Annotated in this window: 20 protein-coding genes; 13 read left to right on the forward strand and 7 right to left on the reverse strand. The window is 39.8% G+C overall.

The genetic code is table 11. The features are described from left to right. The first annotated feature begins 239 nt into the window (after positions 1-239). The 5 genes from MKX52_RS14285 to MKX52_RS14305 all read left to right on the forward strand — a co-directional run bounded on the left by MKX52_RS14285 (position 240) and on the right by MKX52_RS14305 (position 6,529). A complete protein-coding gene (locus tag MKX52_RS14285) occupies positions 240-1,322 on the forward strand; it encodes a BMP family protein (protein WP_342490904.1) in 1,083 nt (360 codons plus the stop codon). A 159-nt stretch (positions 1,323-1,481) separates the two neighbouring features. Beyond that, positions 1,482-3,017, forward strand: a complete 1,536-nt coding sequence (locus MKX52_RS14290) for an ABC transporter ATP-binding protein (RefSeq protein ID WP_211064046.1) — start codon at positions 1,482-1,484, stop codon at positions 3,015-3,017. Further along, positions 3,010-4,056: an ABC transporter permease gene (locus MKX52_RS14295; protein WP_003212654.1), complete on the forward strand. Its 1,047-nt coding sequence runs from the start codon at positions 3,010-3,012 to the stop codon at positions 4,054-4,056. The genes MKX52_RS14290 and MKX52_RS14295 overlap by 8 nt, the downstream gene beginning before the upstream one ends. Next, positions 4,057-5,016: an ABC transporter permease gene (locus MKX52_RS14300; RefSeq protein WP_003213713.1), complete on the forward strand. Its 960-nt coding sequence runs from the start codon at positions 4,057-4,059 to the stop codon at positions 5,014-5,016. Positions 5,017-5,191: 175 nt separating this feature from the next. Further along, positions 5,192-6,529, forward strand: a complete 1,338-nt coding sequence (locus MKX52_RS14305; protein WP_003213451.1) for a 2-hydroxycarboxylate transporter family protein — start codon at positions 5,192-5,194, stop codon at positions 6,527-6,529. 71 nt (positions 6,530-6,600) lie between these two features. Here the strand turns inward: MKX52_RS14305 and MKX52_RS14310 are convergent, their stop codons facing one another. Then, positions 6,601-6,810 (reverse strand): hypothetical protein, encoded by a 210-nt coding sequence (locus MKX52_RS14310; RefSeq protein WP_012011099.1) that lies wholly within the window; start codon positions 6,808-6,810, stop codon positions 6,601-6,603. A 218-nt stretch (positions 6,811-7,028) separates the two neighbouring features. On the opposite strand from MKX52_RS14310, the gene MKX52_RS14315 reads away from it, so the two are divergent. Genes MKX52_RS14315 through mnhG form a run of 7 tightly spaced genes read left to right on the forward strand, consistent with a single transcriptional unit; the run spans position 7,029 to position 12,799 of the window. Beyond that, positions 7,029-9,434, forward strand: a complete 2,406-nt coding sequence (locus MKX52_RS14315; RefSeq protein ID WP_342490905.1) for a Na+/H+ antiporter subunit A — start codon at positions 7,029-7,031, stop codon at positions 9,432-9,434. Then, entirely contained in the window at positions 9,431-9,862 is a 432-nt protein-coding gene (locus MKX52_RS14320; protein ID WP_012011101.1) for a Na(+)/H(+) antiporter subunit B, read from the forward strand. The genes MKX52_RS14315 and MKX52_RS14320 overlap by 4 nt, the downstream gene beginning before the upstream one ends. Next, positions 9,862-10,203 carry a Na(+)/H(+) antiporter subunit C gene (locus MKX52_RS14325; protein ID WP_012011102.1) on the forward strand — a complete coding sequence of 114 codons (342 nt, stop codon included), beginning with the start codon at positions 9,862-9,864 and terminating at the stop codon, positions 10,201-10,203. The genes MKX52_RS14320 and MKX52_RS14325 overlap by 1 nt, the downstream gene beginning before the upstream one ends. Further along, on the forward strand, positions 10,196-11,674 hold the full coding sequence (locus MKX52_RS14330; RefSeq protein WP_342490906.1) for a Na+/H+ antiporter subunit D: 1,479 nt from the start codon (positions 10,196-10,198) through the stop codon (positions 11,672-11,674). Before MKX52_RS14325 ends, MKX52_RS14330 begins: the two co-directional genes overlap by 8 nt. 6 nt (positions 11,675-11,680) lie before the next feature. Next, positions 11,681-12,160, forward strand: coding sequence for a Na+/H+ antiporter subunit E (locus MKX52_RS14335; protein ID WP_012011104.1), 480 nt, complete (start codon positions 11,681-11,683; stop codon positions 12,158-12,160). Beyond that, entirely contained in the window at positions 12,160-12,441 is a 282-nt protein-coding gene (locus tag MKX52_RS14340; RefSeq protein WP_012011105.1) for a Na(+)/H(+) antiporter subunit F1, read from the forward strand. The genes MKX52_RS14335 and MKX52_RS14340 overlap by 1 nt, the downstream gene beginning before the upstream one ends. After that, on the forward strand, positions 12,425-12,799 hold the full coding sequence (gene mnhG / locus MKX52_RS14345) for a monovalent cation/H(+) antiporter subunit G (protein ID WP_003213369.1): 375 nt from the start codon (positions 12,425-12,427) through the stop codon (positions 12,797-12,799). Before MKX52_RS14340 ends, mnhG begins: the two co-directional genes overlap by 17 nt. Before the next feature lie 85 nt (positions 12,800-12,884). Here the strand turns inward: mnhG and MKX52_RS14350 are convergent, their stop codons facing one another. The 6 genes from MKX52_RS14350 to degQ form a co-directional block, all read right to left on the reverse strand. After that, on the reverse strand, positions 12,885-13,274 hold the full coding sequence (locus MKX52_RS14350) for a hotdog fold thioesterase (protein ID WP_342490907.1): 390 nt from the start codon (positions 13,272-13,274) through the stop codon (positions 12,885-12,887). Positions 13,275-13,297: 23 nt separating this feature from the next. Further along, positions 13,298-13,939, reverse strand: a complete 642-nt coding sequence (locus MKX52_RS14355) for a response regulator transcription factor (RefSeq protein WP_003213500.1) — start codon at positions 13,937-13,939, stop codon at positions 13,298-13,300. An 80-nt stretch (positions 13,940-14,019) separates the two neighbouring features. Further along, on the reverse strand, positions 14,020-16,326 hold the full coding sequence (locus MKX52_RS14360) for an ATP-binding protein (RefSeq protein WP_012011106.1): 2,307 nt from the start codon (positions 16,324-16,326) through the stop codon (positions 14,020-14,022). 13 nt (positions 16,327-16,339) lie between these two features. Continuing rightward, entirely contained in the window at positions 16,340-16,519 is a 180-nt protein-coding gene (gene comX / locus MKX52_RS14365) for a competence pheromone ComX (protein WP_313960228.1), read from the reverse strand. Continuing rightward, positions 16,488-17,411, reverse strand: a complete 924-nt coding sequence (locus MKX52_RS14370) for a polyprenyl synthetase family protein (protein ID WP_342490908.1) — start codon at positions 17,409-17,411, stop codon at positions 16,488-16,490. Before MKX52_RS14370 ends, comX begins: the two co-directional genes overlap by 32 nt. A gap of 151 nt (positions 17,412-17,562) precedes the next feature. Continuing rightward, positions 17,563-17,703, reverse strand: a complete 141-nt coding sequence (degQ, locus tag MKX52_RS14375; protein WP_003213123.1) for a degradation enzyme regulation protein DegQ — start codon at positions 17,701-17,703, stop codon at positions 17,563-17,565. Between the two features lie 505 nt (positions 17,704-18,208). On the opposite strand from degQ, the gene MKX52_RS14380 reads away from it, so the two are divergent. After that, positions 18,209-18,562, forward strand: coding sequence for an inner spore coat protein (locus MKX52_RS14380; RefSeq protein ID WP_088000860.1), 354 nt, complete (start codon positions 18,209-18,211; stop codon positions 18,560-18,562). The last annotated feature ends 6 nt before the right edge of the window (positions 18,563-18,568 follow it).

Genomic DNA, 18,568 nt, shown 5'->3' on the forward strand with positions numbered 1-18,568 from the left:
TTTAACATTTTTTTAAAAATAAAACAAATTTCTATTTATTTATTCGATTGGAAATGATAAATTATGATTGATTAGTTCAACGAGATATAAGTCTGATGTCTTACATCTTCTCTCCTGCCATCTATCAATTTCAGTTGAAAGCAGGATAAAATACCCTATTCAGACGGGTGAGAAGAGGTAGATCGGTCTTTTTTCGCGAGACTTTTCTGAAACTTTTAAATTTTATAGGGGGTTATGTTTTGAAGAAGCGCAAAATTGGACTAGCATTGTCCTTAGTCGTAGCAGCAGGAACCATCCTTGGAGCATGCGGCAACTCTGGCTCAAACAGCGGTGAAAACAAAAAAGATAAAGATCAATTCACTGTTGCAATGGTAACTGATGTCGGTGGTGTCGATGACAAATCGTTTAACCAATCAGCTTGGGAAGGTTTACAAGCATTTGGAAAAGACAACAATCTTAAAAAAGGTAAAAACGGCTTTGATTACTTACAATCTAAATCAGACGCTGACTATACAACAAACTTAAACACTCTTGCTCGTGAGAAATTCGATTTGATTTACGGAATTGGTTTCTTAATGGAAGATGCTATATCTGAAATTGCAGACCAACGTAAGAAAAACCACTTTGCTATCGTTGATGCAGTCGTGAAAAAAGACAACGTAGCTAGCATTGTATTCAACGAAAACGAAGGATCATTCCTTGTAGGTGTTGCGGCTGCTCTTTCTACAAAATCAAACAAAATTGGTTTTGTTGGCGGCGTTGATTCTGAATTAGTCAGAAAATTCGAAGTCGGTTTCCGTGCAGGCGTTGAAGCAGCTAACCCGAAAGCAAAAGTTGAAGTGAAATATGCTGGTGCATTCGATAAAGCAGACATCGGGAAAGCAACAGCTGAAAGCATGTACAAATCTGGCGTCGACATCATTTATCACGCTGCTGGCGGCACTGGAACTGGTGTCTTCACAGAAGCGAAAAACCTAAAAAAAGCGGATCCTAACCGTAAAGTTTGGGTTATCGGTGTAGATAAAGACCAGTATGACGAAGGAAAAGTACCTGGAACAAAGCAAAGTGTCACCCTTACTTCTATGGTGAAGAAAGTCGACACAGCGGTACAAGACTTAACAACGAAAGCAAAAGATGGTAAGTTCCCTGGCGGCGAAGTGATCACATACGGTCTGAAAGAAGGCGCTCTTGACATTTCTCCATCTCAAGACAACCTAAGTAAAGATGTATTAAAGAAAGTGGAAGAATGGAAACAAAAAATCATCAAGGGTGAAATTAAAATCCCTGCAACACGTGATGAACTAAAAGATTTTAAAGCTTAATTTGAGCATCGGGATAAGCGCGTCTTATCCCCTTGTTTCTCCTTTACCTCCTCTTTATTCGTAAAAGGTGGTAAAAGAAAAGCTGCAGCCTCGTTTTGCAGCTTTTCTTTTGCTAGTTTTTATCTTCATCAGCACCCTAAAAAAGGAGCGGTTAAACCTGTGGATTATGTCATTGAAATGTTGAATATACGCAAAGAATTCCCTGGCATTGTAGCAAACGACAACATTACGCTGCAGCTAAAAAAGGGCGAAATTCATGCGCTGCTTGGTGAAAACGGCGCTGGAAAATCAACGCTCATGAACGTGCTTTTCGGTCTTTACCAGCCTGAAAAAGGTGAAATCAAGGTTCATGGAAAACCTGTGACCATCTCTAGCCCGAATGATGCAAGTGATTTAGGCATCGGTATGGTGCATCAACACTTTATGCTTGTCGATACCTTCACCGTCGCTGAAAACATCATCTTAGGAAAAGAGCCCAAAAAATTTGGAAAGATCGACAAAGAACAAGCCATACAGCAAGTACAAGAGCTTTCTGACCGCTATGGCTTAAAAATAGACCCTGCCGCAAAAGTATCTGACATCTCTGTTGGTATGCAGCAGCGTGCAGAAATTTTAAAAACACTTTATCGCGGCGCTGATATTTTGATCTTCGACGAACCAACAGCCGTCTTAACACCTCAAGAAATTAAAGAACTCATACAAATTATGAAAAACTTAATCAACGAAGGCAAATCCATTATTTTAATTACGCATAAGCTAAAAGAAATTATGGATGCCTGTCACCGCGTCACCATTATTCGAAAAGGCCAAGGCATTCGTACACTTGATGTGGAAAGCACAAACAAAGATGAGCTTGCAAGCCTCATGGTCGGCCGTGAAGTTTCATTTAAGACAGACAAAAAAGAAGCCTCTCCTGCTGAGGAAGTACTTCACATTCAAGATCTTACGGTAAAAGACGCGCGAGGTATTGAAGCGGTGAAACATCTCAACCTCTCAGTAAAGGCTGGAGAAATCGTCGGTATTGCTGGAGTCGATGGCAATGGTCAATCTGAATTAATTGAAGCCATTACTGGTCTAAAAAAATCAGAGTCTGGCACGATCCTGCTTAATGGGAAAGCCATTCAAAATCTTCCGCCTCGTAAGGTGACCGAATCTGGAATAGGACATATTCCTCAAGACCGTCATAAACACGGACTAGTGCTTGATTTTTCAATAGGAGAAAATATTTCCTTACAAACGTATTATCAGCGTCCATACTCAAAATTTGGCTTGATGAACATGAAAAATATTTACCAAAAGGCAAAACGAATCATTGCCGAGTATGACGTCAGAACACCGAGTGAATATACAGAGGCGCGCGCGCTATCAGGCGGAAATCAGCAAAAAGCCATTATTGGCCGTGAAGTTGACCGCAATCCTGACTTATTAATTGCTGCTCAGCCGACACGTGGACTTGATGTTGGTGCGATTGAATTTGTCCATAAGCGCCTCATTGAGCAAAGAGACACAGGCAAAGCCGTCCTGCTCATCTCATTTGAGCTTGATGAAATTATCAATGTCAGTGATAAAATTGCTGTTATTTTTGAAGGCAGCATTATTGCCATCGTTGATCCAAAAGAAACAACAGAGCAAGAGCTTGGTCTATTAATGGCTGGAAGTACGCAACAGGAAGTGGGGAAAGAAGCAAATGTCTAATCGCTTAACAAATCTGCTCATTCCACTTATAGCCATCGTACTTGGTCTTTTTGTTGGGGCCATTATTATGCTGGCAAGCGGTTATAGTGTCATCGAAGGCTATGGCGCCCTTTGGAATGGCGTCTTCGGTGAAACCTATTATATGGGAGAAACCATCAGACAAGTGACACCTTACATTTTATCAGGACTTGCTGTTGCTTTTGCATTTCGGACAGGTCTCTTTAATATCGGTGTTGAAGGTCAAATGCTCATTGGCTGGGTAGCTGCTGTATGGATTGGTACAACTGTCCATGCACCTATGTACATCCATCTACCGCTTGCACTTATCACCGCAGCTGCTGCCGGGGCATTATGGGGCTTCATCCCTGGGTTTTTAAAGGCTCGTTTTTATGTTCATGAAGTGATTGTCACGATCATGATGAACTACATTGCCCTTCATGTGACAAACTATTTGATCTCAAATGTCTTAACGAATAATAAAGATAAAACAGAAAAAATCGATGCCACTGCCTCACTTCGCTCTGGTTTCTTTGAACAAATCACCGATTTCTCTCGGATGCATAATGGTATTTTTGTCGCTATTATCGCTGCGGTCGTGATGTGGGTCATTATTCAAAAAACCTCTAAAGGCTTTGAATTGCGGGCTGTTGGAATGAACCAGCAGGCATCCCATTATGCCGGGATGAACGTTCGCCGCAATATCATTTATGCGATGCTCATTTCAGGTGCTTTTGCAGGTCTTGCAGGCGCTATGGAAGGTCTTGGTACATTTGAATATGCTTCAATTAAAGGCTCGTTTACCGGTGTAGGTTTTGACGGAATTGCCGTCGCTTTATTAGGTGGAAATACTGCTGTTGGTGTTGTTCTTGCGGCACTGCTGCTTGGTGGATTGAAGGTCGGTGCTTTAAATATGCCACTTGAATCTGGCGTACCGACTGAGGTCGTTGATATTGTCATTGCGATCATTATTCTTTTCGTCGCCTCAAGCTATATTATCCGTCTTGTGATGAACCAAATGAAGAAAAAGGGGGGAAAATAAGTGGGATTTCTGCAAATTCTTGAAATCATCGTCCCGGCAACACTTGTCTATGCTGCACCACTTATTTTAACCGCTCTTGGAGGCGTCTTTTCAGAAAGATCAGGTGTTGTGAATATCGGTCTTGAAGGTTTGATGGTCGTCGGAGCATTTTCCAGTATTATCTTTAACTTGTTTTTTGCTGATACGTTTGGCGCCTTGACCCCGTGGCTTGGGCTCCTCGTCGGAATGGCAATTGGCGGATTGTTCTCTTTGATTCATGCAGTTGCGACCATTACATTCCGTGCAGATCAAACGGTCAGTGGTGTTGCGATTAACATGCTGGCACTTGGCGCTACACTGTTTGTCGTAAAACTCATTTATGGGAAAGCTCAAACAGATAAAATTACAGAACCTTTCTATAAAGGTGATATTCCCCTTTTAAGTGACATTCCGATTATTGGTGATATCTTCTTTAAAGATGTTTATTATACGTCCATACTCGCTTTAGCGCTTGCGGTTGTTGCTTGGTTTGTTTTATTTAAAATGCCATTTGGTCTTCGTCTTCGTGCAGTTGGAGAACATCCAATGGCTGCTGATACAATGGGAATTAAAGTGTACCGGATGCGCTATATTGGCGTCTTTATTAGTGGACTGTTTGGTGGTCTTGGCGGAGCTGTTTATGCGTCAACCATCGCGCTTGATTTCTCACATGCTACCATTACTGGACAAGGCTTCATTGCACTAGCTGCTCTTGTGTTCGGTAAATGGCACCCATTCGGCGCAATGGGCGCTGCTTTATTCTTTGGATTTGCTCAAAGTTTAAGTATAATTGGCTCTCTCCTGCCGCTATTCCAAGATATACCTAACGTGTATATGCTCATTGCACCATATGTGCTGACCATTTTAGCACTTACTGGCTTCATCGGTCGGGCAGATGCACCGAAAGCACTTGGGACACCTTATTTAAAAGGAAAACGATAATTACGATGTATGATCAATCCCCTGAAGGATAAACTACCTTCAGGGGATTTTTGTATGATAAAAACATAAAAACTCCTGTTTATTTTACTTTTATTACACTTAATTTAGTTTAATAAATAGATGAGTGTCACAGAATCTTCTACAATTGAGACAAATAGCATTTGGGGGTGTTTATGTGGCTAATACACAACAATTGAAATCGATTACAGACGATTCTGACAATAATAAAAGCGTTTTCCGTAAGATCATGTCTTGGAAAATTGGTGTTATTGACTTACCTGTGTATTTAGTACTTGCAGCGATTATTTTAACTGCCGCTTATTTTAATAAAATTCCAGCAAATATGCTTGGTGGTTTCGCTGTTATTATGATTTTGGGGATTTTCCTTGGAGATATAGGACAACGTATTCCGATATTAAAAGATATTGGTGGACCGGCGATTCTTTCTTTATTCGTACCATCGTTCCTGGTCTTTTTTCATGTTCTGAATCCGAACTCGTTGGAAGCGGTTACGTCTCTTATGAAAACGTCCAACTTCCTTTACTTCTATATTTCTGCTCTTGTAGTAGGTAGTATTCTTGGGATGCAACGAACTGTTTTAGTACAAGGCCTTATTCGTATGTTTGTTCCTCTTGTTGCAGGTACAATTGCAGCTGTGACTGCCGGAATTCTTGTTGGTCTTTTAGTTGGTTACACACCGCATCATTCGTTCTTCTTTATTATTGTTCCGATTATTGCCGGTGGTGTAGGAGAAGGGATTTTGCCATTATCTATTGCTTATTCACAAATTCTTGGTGTATCAGCAGAGTCATTAATTTCTCAATTAATTCCTGCTGCCGTCATTGGGAACGTCATTGCCATTATCTGTGCTGGCGCAATGAAAAAGCTTGGTGAAAAACGTCCTGAACTAAACGGGAATGGTCGTCTTGTCAAATCTAAAGAAGCAAATGAAATTTTTGAACAGCCTGATATGGATCCAAAAGTTGATTTTGGGTTAATGGGTGCTGGTGTACTCGTTGCTTGTACAACGTTCATTTTTGGTGGTTTATTAGAAAGCTTTGTTCATATTCCAGGTCCAATCTTAATGATTGTCCTTGCCGCTTTAATCAAATACTTAAACGTGATGCCTCAGCATTTGCAAGATGGCTCACAGCAGTTTTACAAGTTTGTATCAAGAAGCTTTACATGGCCGCTTATGGTCGGTCTAGGGATTCTATACATTCCACTTGATGATGTAGCAACAGTGATTTCTATCCCATTCGTTTGTGTATGTATCGCTGTCGTTCTTGGAATGGTTGGTTCAGGTTACTTCGTTGGGAAATTGATGAACATGTACCCAGTAGAATCTGCGATTGTGACAGGCTGTCACAGTGGACTTGGCGGTACTGGTGACGTTGCCATCCTTTCAGCTTCTGGAAGAATGGGTCTTATGCCTTTCGCACAAGTTTCTACACGTCTTGGCGGAGCAGCAACTGTGATCTGTGCAACAATCTTACTTAGAATGTTTACTTAATCAAACAATAAAAAGCATGGGCTCTATTACGGGCACATGCTTTTTTTATATTTCTTTTCTCCTATAAGGATTTATTCTTCAGCAGAAACTACGCGTATATATTCTCTTGGCTGGAATGGATATTGTCTTGCTTCTTGGTAGGTCATGTAGAGAAGATGTTCTGAAAACAGCGGCCATTCACTTTCCGCCTGCCACCTTTTTTGATCATTTCGTTCTATGAAGAATGCTCCTCCTAAAATCGTGCAGAATATGCTTAAGCTGATGCCCGCTTTTAGTTTCATGTAATCAGCTCCTTTAAGAAAAGCATGTACGAAATACAAAACAATATACAATGAGTTTTATTTTTGATAAAATATTTTTGTGGTCAAAAGAACTCAAAACAAATACAGTTTGCTGTAATTCAGTTCAAACCAATGCACTATGTCTGTATTTACGCTATAATTTTATTTACCAGTTCTTTAGAACGTGAATTTATATTGATTGAAGGAGGTTTATTTTCTTGCAGCTTATTCACTTCGCCATCCTATCGCCTTTTTTGCTTGCGTTTGTTGTGCCTTTTCTTTTTAAATACGTAAAGCGTATACATACAGGGTGGTTTGTTCTTATCTTGCCTATTCTATTATTTAGCTATTTTGTCCAAATGATGACGATGACATCAAATGGACGAACGTTATTTTCACAGGTAGAGTGGATTCCTTCTCTAGGAATGAATTTCACTGTGTATGTAGACGGTCTTAGTTTGTTATTTGCGCTATTGATTACAGGTATTGGTGCACTTGTCGTCTTGTACAGTATTTTCTACTTATCGAAGGAAAAAGAACAACTCGGCTCTTTTTATACGTATTTGTTAATGTTTATGACCGCTATGCTCGGTGTCGTTCTATCTGACAATATGGTGGTTCTTTACTTGTTTTGGGAGCTGACAAGTATCTCTTCTTTTCTACTTATTGGATATTGGTATAAACGGGATCGCTCACGTTATGGAGCGACAAAATCACTGCTGATTACCGTTTTTGGCGGATTGGCTATGCTCGGTGGTTTTATCCTCCTCTATCTGATTACTGATTCATTTAGTATTCGTGAAGCAGTTAATCAGCTTCAGCTCATTATGGCATCACCTTACTTTATCCCTGCCATGATCCTGATCTTACTAGGTGCCTTTACAAAATCAGCGCAGTTCCCATTTTATATCTGGCTGCCTGATGCAATGGAAGCACCTACCCCTGTGAGCAGTTATTTACATTCTGCCACAATGGTAAAAGCCGGTATCTACCTTGTAGCCCGCTTTAGTCCCATCTTTGCTATATCAGAGGTTTGGTTTTGGACCATATCCATCGTTGGACTTGTGACGTTATTTTGGGGATCATTCCACGCTGTTCGTCAAAACGATTTAAAAGCCATCCTTGCCTTTTCTACCGTTAGTCAGCTCGGGATGATTATGCTTATGCTTGGTGTTGGAGCAGCTGCAATCCATGAAAACAACCCCGCCTTTTTCGGCGCGGCCGTTCTCGCTGCGATTTTCCATTTAATTAATCATGCCACGTTTAAAGGCAGTCTCTTTATGGCGGCTGGTATCATTGATCACGAAACCGGCACTCGGGACATTCGGAAGTTAGGCGGTTTAATGACCATTATGCCGATTACCTTTACGATTACGTTAATCGGTACATTTTCAATGGCTGGTCTCCCGCCATTTAATGGTTTCTTAAGTAAAGAGCTGTTTTTCACAAGTATGATACGCATTTCTGAAATCAGCTTTACAGATATTTCGACATGGGGCACTATTTTCCCAGCCATTGCTTGGCTCGCTAGTGTCTTTACGTTCATTTACAGTATGATGCTTCTCTTTAAAACATTTAGAGGCAATCTTCAGTTAGATCAATTAGAGAAAAAGCCGCATGAAGCACCGATTGGTATGCTCATCCCGCCAATTATCCTTGCTGCACTTGTGGTCACCTTTTTCTTCTTCCCAAATATTCTAGCTTATTCTGTCATTGAACCTGCAATTGCAGCCATTATTCCAGAAGCGTTTGATCCAGGAAAACGGTTTGTTGTCAAAATTGAAGCATGGCACGGTTTTCAGCCAGAGCTCTATATGACAATGGGTGTTGTCGCTTTAGGAATTATCGGATATTTGACGTTGTCAAAATGGCGTCCGATATATAATATATTCAAGAAAAAATGGTCATTTAACTCCTTATATGATCGCTCACTCATAGGCTTAGAAAAAGGCTCCTATCGTCTAACAAGCAGCTATATGACCGGTTTCCTTCGTGATTACCTTGTCTATGTGTTTGGGTTCATGATTATCGTGCTTGGGGGCGTAATGTTTTATCAGAATGCCTTTTCATTTAATATGAAGAATGCTGCTCCAATCGGCACGTATGAGGTCATTCTCTCATTAGTGATGATAGCAGCAACCCTCACGACTGTGTTTGCTCGTTCTCGCTTAACAGCCATTATCGGATTAGGTGTCATGGGGTACACACTGTCACTATTTTTTGTTATTTTCAGGGCACCTGATCTTGCCCTTACCCAGTTAATTATTGAAACAATTTCTGTTGCACTGTTTTTACTTTGCTTCTACCACTTGCCACAACTGAGCATGAAGCAAAAAACGAGGAAATTTAAAATGACCAATCTCATCATTTCAGTAGGTGTTGGCGTCATTGTGACATGCCTTGCTTTCGCTTCCACAAGCAATCAGTCACTTGATACGATTGCGTCTTACTTTATTGAAAACAGCTACAAGCTTGCAGGCGGAAACAATATTGTCAATGTCATCCTTGTTGATTTCAGGGGCTTTGATACAATGTTTGAAATTACCGTGCTGGCGATTGCGGCACTCGGTATTTATGGATTATTAAAGACACAAGGAAAACGGAAGAGAGGAGTGCGCCGATGAGAAAAATTGATACGAATGATATGCTTTTACAAGTCACAACCAAAATCACTGCATTCATCATCCTGCTCTTCTCCCTTCACCTGTTTCTTGCGGGACATAATAATCCAGGCGGAGGATTTATTGGCGGATTAATGAGTGCCAGTGCTGTCGTCCTTCTGCTCTTAGCCTACGATCTGAAGACAGTTAGACGCATTCTGCCGTTCAACTTTATCTATGTTGCCGGGACTGGGCTTCTCATCGCAATCCTGACAGGTATGGGATCATTTCTATTCGGTGCACCTTTTCTATCCCATGCATTTGGTTATTTCCAACTGCCGTTTTTAGGAAAGACAGAACTGGCGACAGCCGTACTGTTTGATATCGGTGTCTATCTGGTTGTTGTCGGTGTCACCATGACCATTATTCAAACGATTGGAGAGAAGGAATAATGGAATTTCTAATGTCTATTATCGTCGGTATTATTTTTATGACGGCGACCTATTTGATGCTTTCAAAAAGCCTACTGCGGGTCATCGTCGGCACTGCTGTTTTAAGTCACGGCGTCCATTTGCTTCTTTTAACAATGGGTGGCTTAAAAAAAGGAGCTCCACCCATTTTAACTAAGGGGCTCACATCCTATGTAGACCCATTACCACAAGCATTAATTTTAACAGCCATTGTCATTGCTTTTGGTGTGACATCCTTTTTACTTGTCATGGCCTTCCGTGCCTTCCAAGAGCTGCGAACAGATGACATGGATCAAATGAGAGGAAATGATCAGCATGAATAATCTCGTGATCCTGCCAATTTTAATACCATTATTAGCTGCTACACTATTGATCTTTATGAATAAGAACATCATGCTCTCAAGAGGCTTTAGTGTGTTTGCTTCACTCTCAGCCATTATCTGCAATGTGTATTTAGTCCAAACCATCTTTACTAGCGGGATTCAAACCCTCTATTTAGGAGGTTGGAAAGCACCATTTGGGATTGCCCTTGTAGCCGATCAATTTGCTGCGCTCCTTGTACTGACCGCTTCCGTCGTCGGGCTAGTGACAGTTCTTTTCTCCTTTCAAACGATTGGGAAGGAAAAGGAGCGGCTTTTCTATTACTCTGGCGTGCAATTTTTGTTAGCTGGCGTAAGTGGTGCCTTCTTAACAGGTGATATTTTCAACCTGTTTGTATTCTTTGAATTGCTGCTAATGGCATCATACATGCTCATTGTGCTGGGTGGATCAAAACCGCAGCTTCGAGAATCGCTCAAATACATTGTATTTAATATCATCTCATCGGCTTTATTTATCGTCGGTGTCGCTTGTTTATATGCAGTCACTGGTACACTGAATATGGCTGATTTAAGTGTAAAGATTGCTGAATCAGGGCAAACAGGATTAATCACTGTTATTTCCATTCTGTTCATGATTGTATTTGGCTTAAAAGCTGGAATCTTCCCGCTTTATTTCTGGCTGCCAGGATCATATCATGCACCGCCAGCGGCGATTTCCGCTCTATTTGGTGCTTTGCTCACAAAGGTTGGCTTATATGCGATTGCCAGAGTCTTTACATTAATTTTTATACACGATACAGGGTTCACCCATACACTTATGGCGTGGCTAGCCGCACTGACGGTGATATTTGGTGTGATAGGCTCACTCGCCTATTCCGATGTGCAAAAGATAGTGATCTATAACATTGTCACAGCCGTTGGGGTCATTTTGTTTGGGATTGCAGCCAATACACCCGCTTCACTCCAAGGGGCCATTTATTATCTCATTCATGACATGGTGATCAAAGGCGCTTTATTTATGCTGGCAGGTGCACTATTTGTGTATGCTGGCACAAATCACTTGAAAAAGATGGGCGGACTGATTCAATCTCAGCCCTTACTAGGGTGGATGTTTTTCATATCGGCTTTATCTCTAGCAGGTATCCCACCTCTGAGTGGGTTTGTTGGAAAGTTAAAGATTGTAGAAGGCGGCTTTTCTGCTGGTTACATGACCTTTTCTATCCTTGTCTTAATGTCCAGCCTTCTTGTCCTTTATTCCATTATGAGGATTTTCACGCTCGCATTTTGGGGCGAGGAACAAGATACGAGAAGAAGGAAACCGTCGATTAAAGGAATGGTGTACCCTGGCGTAATGCTTGTGATCTTGTCACTTGCCATTGGGTTAGGGACAGAATTCATTTCCCCTTATATTAATCAAGCTGCGGAAATGCTCTCAACACCAGAAAAATATATTCAAGCTGTGCTGAAGGAGTAGATGAACATGGCCTTTCAAATATTATTAAACGCTCTCCTCGCCTTTACCTGGATGTTTATGAATGATACATACAGAGCAGCAGACTTTGTATCAGGCTTTGTACTAGGGATGGTCGCCATTTTTATGCTTCGGCGATTCTTCCCTCAGCGTTTTTACGGCTATGCCCTTTATGCAATTTTTAAGCTCGTCTTGATATTTATTCGGGAGTTGCTTCTTGCCAATTTAAGTGTATTAAAGACTGTATTGTCTCCAAAGCTCACCATTAAGCCCGGTATTTTCGCTTTTCGTACGGACTTGAAAACGGATTGGGAAATTAGCATCCTTTCTAACATGATTACATTGACACCAGGTACGCTAGTCATAGATATTTCTGATGATCGGTCGATTTTATACATTCATGCAATGGATATTGAAGATGCAGAAAAAGCCATTCATGATATTCGGGTTTCATTTGAAAAAGCGATTCAGGAGGTGAGTGGTAAGTAATGGAGATCATCTTACAAATTTCACTTGGTATTCTTGCCCTATCCACCCTTCTGTTTGTTATACGAGTGATCAAAGGTCCCTCTATCCCTGACCGTGTAAGTGCACTTGATGCGATAGGAATCAATTTAATTGGAATGACAGCCATCGTTTCCATTTTGCTGAAAACGACAACGTTCTTTGAAATTATTTTACTGCTCGGTATCCTTGCATTTATCGGCACTGTCGCTTTTTCCAAATTCCTTGAGAAAGGGGAAGTGATTGAAAATGATCGTCATCGCTAAAGCTATAGTCATTTTCTTCATTCTGCTTGGCGCCATCCTTTGTCTTATTTCAGCCATTGGTGTTCTTCGCCTGCCGGATGTTTATACACGGATGCATGCTGCATCCAAAGCATCGACACTTGGTGTTGTCCTCATATTAGTTGGGGTGTTCTTTCACGAATGGTTTCTTGCAGGCATTATTTCTGCGAAGATTCTACTTGGGATTGTCTTTATCTTTTTAACAGCTCCGGTCGGTGCACACTTGATTGGAAGAGCCGCCTACAATACTGGAGTCAAGATGGACAAACGAAGTGTACAAGATGATTATGGCGGTTTTCGTAACTTCGTGATTAAACGAAAAGAAGACTCGTACTTATAAAACGAAAGAAGCTCCTCACATGCGAGGAGCTTCTTTTTATGGATGAATCCAACTAAAAAAAGCTTCCGCTGCACCGGGAGCTTTTTTATATGCGATCAATGACAGCAAGTGTGCATCTTGACGTACAGATGTGCCGGTCTCGATCATCTTTAATATCAATTTGAAATACCATTGTACAGCGACCTACATGTACAGGAACAGCCGTCGCTGTCACTACTCCATCACGTACAGATTTTAAATGATTGGCATTGATTTCAATCCCTGAGCAAACTTGCTGAGTTAAGTCTAAATGAGCCGCAGCCCCCATGCTTGCCACTGTTTCTGCTAGAGCAGCAGATGCCCCTCCGTGCAGCAGTCCAAAAGGCTGTTTTGTTCTGTGATCGACTGGCATTGTCGCTACGCACCTAGACTCATTACACTCTACAATCTCAATCCCCAGTGCCTCAAGCAGTGTATTTGATCCACTCACTTCCATCAGGGTTCTCTCCCTTCACACGTTTACAGCACACTTTCAGATTTTGCAATTAACACCGCTTCGGTTCGAGAGCCAACATTCAGCTTATTAAAGATGGACGTCAAGCTGTATTCAATCGAGCGTTTGCTCAAATGTAGCACGTCAGCAATCTCTTGGTTCGTGTATCCTTTTTCCACTTCTCTCAGGATGAGACACTCTCGCTCTGTTAACAACTCGTGATCGGTCTCCTGCGCCTGTTCTGGCTTTTCTTGCTGCTGTGAAATTAATTTCTTTAAATAGGATAGCTGAATGACAACTTCTCCTTGCAATGTGCGGTGTATGTATTCAATAATTTTGTCTTTTGTCTCTGTTTTACTAATTGCACCGTGCAATCCAGCCCGAATGGCCTCTTCAAAATAATCATCAACTTCATACCCTGTATAAATGATGATTTTCACTTGTTGGTTGGTTTCTAGAATTTGTTTCGCAATGTCCATTCCATTGATATCCCCGAGATTTAAATCCATCAAAATCACATCATAGATGGAAAAGTCATGCGTCTTTAAAAAGGCGGCTTCTGCATCAGGACTTAAACAATCGACTGATAGCTGCTGATCTGATTCTAAAATGCTTTTTGTCCCTTCCATGACAGCCGGATGATCATCAATGACCAATATCTTCTTCATGTCTTCCTCCCTTTAAATCACTCACTTCCATTTTATATAAAAGACTTGGCAGATGCCAAGTCTTATTCCTTAATAAATCGTTACAATTCCATTTCAATTTTCACCTTCAACCCTTTTTCTGGTGCTGTATGAATGTGAAGCTTCCCATTTAACGCCTTGACTCGTTCTCTGATTCCAGAGAGACCCATACTCATCGTGTGCTGATCAAGGTGCCTTGCGTCAAAACCAACTCCATCATCCTCATAGTGAAGAACAACCTGATCTTTAATACAAATCAGCATCACGAGCACTTGGCTGGCTTGAGAGTGTTTCAAGGCATTGGATAACAGCTCCTGAACAATCCGATAAATATTAAGCTGGGAGTCAATATCAATGTCCAGCTCCTTATCAAAGCGTGTTGTATTCAGCCGAATATGAAATGGTGCTTCCTCCTGAATTTGAGAAGTCAGCTTCGATATCGCCTTCACTAAACCTAAATCGTACAGCAGCTGTGGCCGAAGTTCATGACATGTTTCTCTCGTCGTTTGAATCACCTTAGACATTTGTTCATTCCAAGAGATAAGCGATTGTTCAATAGAGGTTGGACATTGATCGTTTTGGAAATTCGTTAAAAACATCTCTGACTGTCTTTTTAGCGATATCAAATCCTGCAACACGGAATCATGAAGATCCCTCGCTAAATCGGAGCGCTGTTTTTCTTCCATCGCAAACATCACTTTTTTCAACCAAGCAGGGTTCGCTTCACGCTGTTTCAAATCTTCAAGATGCTCCATCAGTTCTTCGATCTTGACGACATTTTCTAAACTGACACTTGTGTAAAACGCCAATGTTTTTAGCCATGAGATTTCATCTCGGGTCAGCTTAGGTGTCCGTAAATTAGATAAACAGCAAATCACAAAAGAGTGACCGCCCCGCTCACCAATTTTCATCATAAACCCTTTATCAAGCGCGATGATTTTACCAACTTCACCTAAAATATCTTGAAATTGATCCACATAATCTTTCCATAGCTGGCTTTCTTCTATTGATTCATCAATTTCAACAATTTGTCCATCTGCCTTCACTTCAAGCACAAAGGCTTTGTTCACAACAAGTACTTCTAAGATGGTGTATTTTAAATGATACAATACTTGATGAAGTGATGACGCCTCACGAATGAGCTGTGTAAATTTAAATACACTATCCTGATAATTATGCTTCTCTGAAAAACGCTTCAAACGAAAGCGGAAATCGATAATTTCTTTAAAGTAGAAAACGGTGAGCATAAGAATGTACGTGATGATTGTAAATTTCACTGTATAGAAATTTGCATTCGGTTTTTGAAGAAAATCAAAAACAACAACCACTAGTATTGTTGGTGTAATCGCTAAAAAACCGTAGTATTTAATCCTCCCCATAAAGAAATCAACATTATACAGCTTATTTGACATAAATTGATAGACTAGGAAAAAAGGAATTAAAAGAACAAACGATGCAACAACATAAGGTGAAATAAAATATATACCAAAAAAATAAGGAATGATAAAAAATAGCATGAATGGACTGAATGATGAGATTAAAATGAGTGCAAATGCTCGAAGTACATTGCTGACTTCATTGTCTTTCAATTTTTTAGCAGCCCTTATAGTGATAATAATCGAAAGGAAAGCCAGAACAAAAAATGAAAGTAAATTGACATATGCTAATAGATCTACTGGTCCTGCTTTATTTTTATAGAATAAAACTAATAAAACGTTAGTAACTGGAACTAGATACAAATAAAAAAGAACTCGACGACGAATAATTTCTGTTCCTAATTCTTTTAAATATTGATACATAAAGTGCATATATAGTGGAGGTACACTATTCATTGTAACGATTACAAGAATACGACTGATAGCCTCTCCTTTTCCAGAACCACCAGAACTTACATAACCTATAGACACCGCCAAAAGAAATAAAGCTAAAATATAAGCTGATTTTTTTTGGTTTACTTTATTCATTTTTAAAATCATAAATATACAAAATAGACAGATGGAATAAAGAATGACTGGTATTAGATAAATAAACAGATTCGCTTGACTCAATAACCTTACATTCTCTAAATCAATTTTATCACCATGTCTATCAACGACTAAACTTTTAACATTAGCTAAAAAACCTCTTTTAACTTCTTCAACTGGTTTTTTATTCCCATTTACTTCAAGTATGATATCGCCTTTCCTAACTCCAGCTAGATAGCTATCTGTAAAATTATCGACATCCACTACCTCAAGTTGACCATGACTATTTTCTTTAACAGCTGCTCCAACAAAAATATTAAATACGTTGATATAAGAGATGTAAATCACATAGATGAAGCTAAGGATTACTAATATAACTGTTAACTTAGAATATAACTTTCTCATAATATTTATCTACTCAAGCAGTTGACCATATGATTGCTTTAATAACGTCTTCTTTCTGGAATCCGTCAACAATTATACTTGCAGTTTCTTGATCAACGTGAAGCAATGATGCGTTCCCATTAACGATTTGATTTAATGTTGAAGGATTCTCCACTAAATAACTAACCAATTCCTGAATTTTCATCTTCTCCATCTCCAATTAAAAAGAGTATCAGTTTTTTCTTTTTTGAAGCCTCTAAATGTAGTTTCTTGAACGCTTCTTTACACTTATTTCTGAGAAGGTTTCTCATAATAAATACATATTGTTGAGCACCTGATTTCTTTAATTTATCCTTTAATTCTTCAGAGCCGACGCTCTTATCCTTTGATTGAAAATAACTGAGCAAGTCTGAACTAGATGGATTAAACTCATTTTTCAAATAAACTAGCGGTAATGTTTGCATTCTTTTAAAGTCAATATTATCTTTATTAAAAAGACCTAGATAGTCATTTTCAAGCTGTTCCGCCATTCCTAGGTAATAAGCATATTCTTCTACCTTCTTTTCAAAAGAACCTGTTGCCAAGATAACCCCTAACATACAGGGTAACACAAACAGTGATCCTGCCTTTAATCTCATGATATTTAAACAATCCTGCTCATTTTCCGGCTCCACTGTCATATCCAAATGCTGTCCTTGCATTGACTGAATGGAATAGGAATATACACTGTTTAAAAGCTCCGTTGCATGATCAAGCTTCGAAAAGACTCCAAAGCTCAATGCAAAAAGAACATTTGCCGCATTCATCGCAACTCCGCTCTGACACCTCATCCAAGGATACGAATCTTTATCCTGATCTTCAATATCATCTAATATATCGGCTGATAAGATGAGAAGTTCAATCCCTACTGCCAATTGTGTAATCGCTTGCTTATCTTCACCGCCAAATGCCTCATAATGCTTGTAAGCTAATTGCCCAAAGGGAAATTCATTCTTTATATCAGTAAATTCTAGAAGCAGCTTTTGTAAATCCTTCTGCCTGACTGCATGTTGAATAAAATCAGACATATTCTGCTTGATTTTTGTATTCTCTAGATAGTTTAGCATACTCGGTCTTGTCCCTCACCCTTCCGCCTTTTATTTTACTAAAAAGACATGAGCAAATGTCCACTGACATCACTATTTAACAATTATATAATAATATATCCTTTTTTTGTATGTATTTGGATAAAAAAAAGACTTGATGATGATCAAGTCTTTAAGAAATTTTCACATATTCATATTTGTCGTACTGATCAATGCTTTTGTTAATGTTATGAAGAGAAGCCGTTGTTTCTCTAATTTCGTTTTCAAGTTTCCATAATAATTGTTTAAGTTCTTCGATTTCATACTTTTCCATCGATTCCACTCTCCTTTTTTGGAAGATCAATGTATTTGTGTATGGTGATTGGGTCATAAGTATTTGATCTGTTAATAACAGTGTAAATGTAATTGAGTATTTTTTCACCGAAAAGTATGCACAAAATGTGTGCGTGATACCGCAAAATTCAATAGGTCTTTTTTCATCATTTTCTGACTTTTCAAATCATACTTTTATCTTAATTTCAAAGGAACTGCGTCATTTTTGCGACAAGAATAGGCATCATTCGTCACGCTTCTCTCACAACAGAACATACGATCCCTCCTGTAACCTCGGTTTTGAGTCTTATAGGTCAGACGACAGACCCTATTGTGGACACCGCAATTTTTTGACGACATTCACCGAAATTGACCGCAAAAGTACCTATTTTTATGTTGGATTTATACAGATAGAAAGATCATTTTGATTCTTTATTCTGATTTTCTACATACATTTAGAACAGATATCCGTCCAATTTCACGTCAATGAGAGAAGAGGTGACGAAGTGTTTTACTATGTTCCTTATCCTGCTTTGCAGGGTCCCGCAATGAGCCGTGCACATCCGCGCACACCTATGACTTTTCCTCCAGTAGATGCCCACTCATTTCAACGAGCCGCAAAGGAATCCGCCCGACTTGTTGCTGATGCTTCACTTATTACACAGCAGATTTCCAGCTCCCTTTCGTTTGCACAACGGATAATGGAGGCTGCTGAGCGCTCTGATTCGACAAGTGTCATCCGCATGCTGAAACAAATCGGTGTGAAAAGTGGGATCGACATCCGCTTTAGTCCAGAAGGCATTCGTATCTACTTGTCTCTTGCCTCTAGCAGACTTTTTCTTCTTTTACAGTGGGCATAACAAAAA

Origin of the sequence: Bacillus sp. FSL R5-0422 (genome assembly GCF_038610765.1) — a bacterium.
Lineage (GTDB): Bacteria > Bacillota > Bacilli > Bacillales > Bacillaceae > Bacillus > Bacillus pumilus_O.

Coding starts and splice junctions, on each gene's coding strand:
- MKX52_RS14325 (WP_012011102.1), top strand. CDS start 9,862: ATGGAATTTCTAATGTCTATTATCGTCGGTATTATTTTTATGACGGCG.
- MKX52_RS14370 (WP_342490908.1), bottom strand. CDS start 17,411: ATGCTAAACTATCTAGAGAATACAAAAATCAAGCAGAATATGTCTGAT.
- degQ (WP_003213123.1), bottom strand. CDS start 17,703: ATGGAAAAGTATGAAATCGAAGAACTTAAACAATTATTATGGAAACTT.
- mnhG (WP_003213369.1), top strand. CDS start 12,425: ATGATCGTCATCGCTAAAGCTATAGTCATTTTCTTCATTCTGCTTGGC.
- MKX52_RS14350 (WP_342490907.1), bottom strand. CDS start 13,274: ATGGAAGTGAGTGGATCAAATACACTGCTTGAGGCACTGGGGATTGAG.
- MKX52_RS14335 (WP_012011104.1), top strand. CDS start 11,681: ATGGCCTTTCAAATATTATTAAACGCTCTCCTCGCCTTTACCTGGATG.
- MKX52_RS14320 (WP_012011101.1), top strand. CDS start 9,431: ATGAGAAAAATTGATACGAATGATATGCTTTTACAAGTCACAACCAAA.
- MKX52_RS14330 (WP_342490906.1), top strand. CDS start 10,196: ATGAATAATCTCGTGATCCTGCCAATTTTAATACCATTATTAGCTGCT.
- comX (WP_313960228.1), bottom strand. CDS start 16,519: ATGGAGAAGATGAAAATTCAGGAATTGGTTAGTTATTTAGTGGAGAAT.
- MKX52_RS14340 (WP_012011105.1), top strand. CDS start 12,160: ATGGAGATCATCTTACAAATTTCACTTGGTATTCTTGCCCTATCCACC.
- MKX52_RS14310 (WP_012011099.1), bottom strand. CDS start 6,810: ATGAAACTAAAAGCGGGCATCAGCTTAAGCATATTCTGCACGATTTTA.
- MKX52_RS14355 (WP_003213500.1), bottom strand. CDS start 13,939: ATGAAGAAGATATTGGTCATTGATGATCATCCGGCTGTCATGGAAGGG.
- MKX52_RS14360 (WP_012011106.1), bottom strand. CDS start 16,326: ATGAGAAAGTTATATTCTAAGTTAACAGTTATATTAGTAATCCTTAGC.
- MKX52_RS14295 (WP_003212654.1), top strand. CDS start 3,010: ATGTCTAATCGCTTAACAAATCTGCTCATTCCACTTATAGCCATCGTA.